The following is a 3,334-nucleotide window of genomic DNA, read 5'->3' as shown; positions in this document are numbered from 1 at the left end:
TGCTGGTGGTCGACGACGAACCGGCGATCCTGCGCTTCCTCAGGCCGGCCTTGGAAGCCAACAGCTACGAGATGGCGAGCGCCGCGACCGTCACCGATGCGGTCAAGCGTATCGCCGCCGACGCGCCCGATCTGGTGCTGCTCGATCTCGGTCTCGCCGATGGCGATGGCAAGGACGTCATCCGCCAGGTTCGCGGTTGGTCGGAGGTCCCCATCATCGTGCTGTCGGCGCGCGAGCGCGAGATCGAGAAGATCGAGTCGCTCGATCTCGGCGCCGACGACTACGTCAACAAGCCGTTCAGCATCGGCGAGTTGATGGCGCGGATGCGCGCAGCGCTGCGTCACCGACAGCGGCGCAACGCGGAGCCCCTGCGACTAAAAGTCGGCAGTATCGAGATCGATGCAGTGCGCCATCGCGTCGTCCGCGACGGAGCCGAGTTGAAGTTGACGCCGAAGGAATTCGAGCTGCTGTCGTTCCTGGCGCGGCACGCCGGCCGCGTGGTCACTCATCGGCAGATTCTCGCGGCGGTTTGGGGGCCCGCGCACACCTCGGATACGCAATATCTGCGAGTCTATGTCGGCCAGCTTCGCCAGAAGATCGAGGCTCGCGCCGACGAGCCGCAGATCATCCTGACCGAACCGGGCATCGGGTACCGCATCGGGGGCGACGACGAGCCCCGGGCCTAATCAGTCCGGATAGGACGGGAATGTCAGATTCCGCCTGGTATCGGCTTCGCCGGATCGTGCGGCTCGCCGTTGCATTTCCTTGATGCGTCCTGTTCAACCGCGCCTGCTTCTGGCTGGCTCGAAAACCCCGCTATCCCTTCTTCCGCTGGAAGAACTTCATGAACGCGCTGACCGCTTCCTGCGACTTCATGCGCTCGCCGAACAGTTTGCTCTCCTGATCGATCCGCGCAACCAGCTCGTCCGGTGACGGCTTGATCAGCTTGCGCGAGATCGCCACCGCTTCGGCCGGCAGCGCGCAGATGTCGCGGGCGGCTTTCATCGCGTCGGCCTCGGTCTGGCCGGGCGGCACCACCGCGTTGACGAAGCCGGCCTCGCGCGCCTGCTCGGCGCTGAGCTTCTGTCCCATCACCAGCATCGCGAAGGCGCGCTGGTGGCCCATTGTGCGCGGCGCCAGCAGGCTCGAGGCGCCTTCGGGCACCAGGCCGAGCTGGATGAACGGCGTCGAGAAGGTGGCGGCGGTGGAGGCCAACACGTAGTCGCAGTGAAACAGCATCGTGGTGCCGATGCCGATCGCCAGCCCGTCGACCGCGGCGATCAGCGGTTTCTGGTTGTGCGCCAGTGCGTAGAGAAAATCCGTCGCAGCCGACACCCGCGGCGCACCGCTCTGGTCGGTGCCGGCTTTGAGGAAGTCGTCGAGGTCGTTGCCGGCGGTGAACACGCCGGAGCCGCCGGTGATCACCAGACAGCGGACGTTGGAATCGTCCTGCGCCGAACGGATCGCCTCGCTCATCCGGCGATACATGCCCTGCGTCAGGGCGTTCTTCTTTTCCGGACGGCGCATGGTGATCACGCGCACGCCCTCTTCATCGGCGACGATCAGATGCTCGGACATGATTTCCCCCAGGAACGGCCCGCTCGCGGTGGCGGGCTTCGGTATGGCCGCTTGCGCGGCGGATCAGGCTGACAGCACCGCTTCGGCACCGGCCACTGCTTCGGCGCTGTCGATCACGCTGCGCTCCAGCGCCGGGGCCTGGACGGCGACCGTCTCGGCGAAGAACCGCGCCAGCGCGACATAGCGTGACGGCGCGCTGATGCCGTCGAGATCGCGCGCCGCGAGCGCTTCAGCCGCCAGCGTGCAGCCGCCCAGCGTGGCGCCGAACAGGCGCAGGTAAGGCGTGGCGCCGGCCAGCGCATCGTTGGTGGCGCCGCCGAGCTTGTCGAGCAGATAGCGGCTGGTGCGATCGAGCGATTCCAGCGCCTCGCGCAGCCGCAGGCCGGTGAGGCCGAAGCCGGGGTCGTTCGACGCTTCGACACTTTTGACGATCAGCTTCAACTCGTCGAGCAGCGCGAACACCGAGGCGCCGCCATTGCTGCCGAGCTTGCGGGTGACGAGGTCGATCGCCTGGATGCCGTTGGTGCCTTCGTAGATCGGCGCGATCCGCGCGCCGCGCAGCACTATCGATAGTGCTGCGCGGCGCCGGTCTCCTCGATGAAGCCCATGCCGCCGTGGATCTGGACGCCGAGCGAGGCGACCTCGATGCCGATGTCGGTGGAAAACGCTTTGGCGATCGGCGTCAGCAGTGCGCCGCGCGCGGCGGCGGCGGCTTTGACCTTGGGATCGGAGCTGCGCGCCGCGATGTCGAGCGCGACCGCGGTCGAATAGCAGATCGTGCGCGCGGCGCCGGTCAGGGCCCGCATCGTCAGCAGCGTGCGCTTGACGTCCGGGTGCTTGATGATCGGATCCGACCCGGAGCCGGTGCTGCCGATCGCGCGGCCCTGTTTGCGCTCCTGCGCATAGGCCAGCGCCTGCTGATAGGCGCGGTCGGCGATGCCGACGCCTTCGAGACCGACGGCGAGGCGCGCCTGGTTCATCATCGTGAACATGCACTGCATGCCGCGGTTTTCTTCGCCGATCAGATAGCCGATCGCGCCGCCATTGTCGCCCATCGTCATGGTGCAGGTCGGCGAGGCGTGGATGCCGAGCTTGTGCTCGACCCCGCTCGGATAGATGTCGTTACGGGCGCCGAGCGTGCCGTCGGCGCCCACCAGGAATTTCGGAACCAGGAACCGCGAGATGCCCTTGGTGCCGGCCGGCGCATCCGGCAGCCGGGCGAGCACGAAATGCACGATGTTGTCGGTCATGTCGTGGTCGCCGTAGGTGATGAAGATTTTGCTGCCGAAGATCCTGTAGCTGCCGCCTTCGGCGCGCTCGGCGCGGGTGCGCAGCGCGCCGACGTCGGAGCCGGCCTGCGGCTCGGTGAGCTGCATCGTGCCGGTCCATTCGCCCGATATCAGCTTGGACAGATAGATCTGCTTCAGCTCGTCGCTGCCGTGTGTGTGCAGCGCATCGATCGCCGACAGCGTCAGCAGCGGGCACAGTCCGAACGCCATGTTCGACGACGCCCAGATCTCGGTGCACGCCGCATTGACCGCCATCGGCAGCCCCTGGCCGCCGAAATCCTCCGGTCCCGACACCGCGTTCCAGCCTGCGGCGATCCAGCGCTGATAGGCATCGGGCCAGCCCGGCGCGGTGGTGACCTTGCCGTGTTCGAGCTTGATGCCGTGCTTGTCGCCGACCCGGTTCAGCGGCGCCAGGATGTCGCTGGCGAATTTACCGGCTTCGTCGAGAACCTGCGCGGTGATCTCGC

Annotated in this window: 2 protein-coding genes and 1 pseudogene; 1 reads left to right on the top strand and 2 read right to left on the bottom strand. The window is 67.0% G+C overall.

Annotated elements, in window-relative coordinates:
* Window positions 1-2: 2 nt before the first annotated feature.
* Window positions 3-686 carry a winged helix-turn-helix domain-containing protein gene (locus DU475_RS23445; RefSeq protein WP_246700410.1) on the top strand — a complete coding sequence of 228 codons (684 nt, stop codon included), beginning with the start codon at window positions 3-5 and terminating at the stop codon, window positions 684-686.
* Window positions 687-816: 130 nt separating this feature from the next.
* Here the strand turns inward: DU475_RS23445 and DU475_RS23440 are convergent, their stop codons facing one another.
* Together DU475_RS23440 and DU475_RS23435 are read right to left on the bottom strand one after the other, a co-directional pair.
* Window positions 817-1,578, bottom strand: coding sequence for a crotonase/enoyl-CoA hydratase family protein (locus DU475_RS23440; RefSeq protein ID WP_164633478.1), 762 nt, complete (start codon window positions 1,576-1,578; stop codon window positions 817-819).
* 63 nt (window positions 1,579-1,641) lie between these two features.
* Window positions 1,642-3,334 (bottom strand): annotated as a pseudogene (locus DU475_RS23435) (acyl-CoA dehydrogenase family protein); the annotation flags it as partial.

The organism is Rhodopseudomonas sp. WA056, from assembly GCF_010906995.1.
Lineage (GTDB): Bacteria > Pseudomonadota > Alphaproteobacteria > Rhizobiales > Xanthobacteraceae > Rhodopseudomonas > Rhodopseudomonas palustris_G.
Note: the sequence above shows the minus strand (reverse complement) of the source record. Positions and strands in the feature narration are given on the sequence as shown.

Bases quoted from the DNA above. Each gene is read 5' to 3' on its own strand.
- DU475_RS23440 (WP_164633478.1), bottom strand. From the start codon at position 1,578: ATGTCCGAGCATCTGATCGTCGCCGATGAAGAGGGCGTGCGCGTGATC.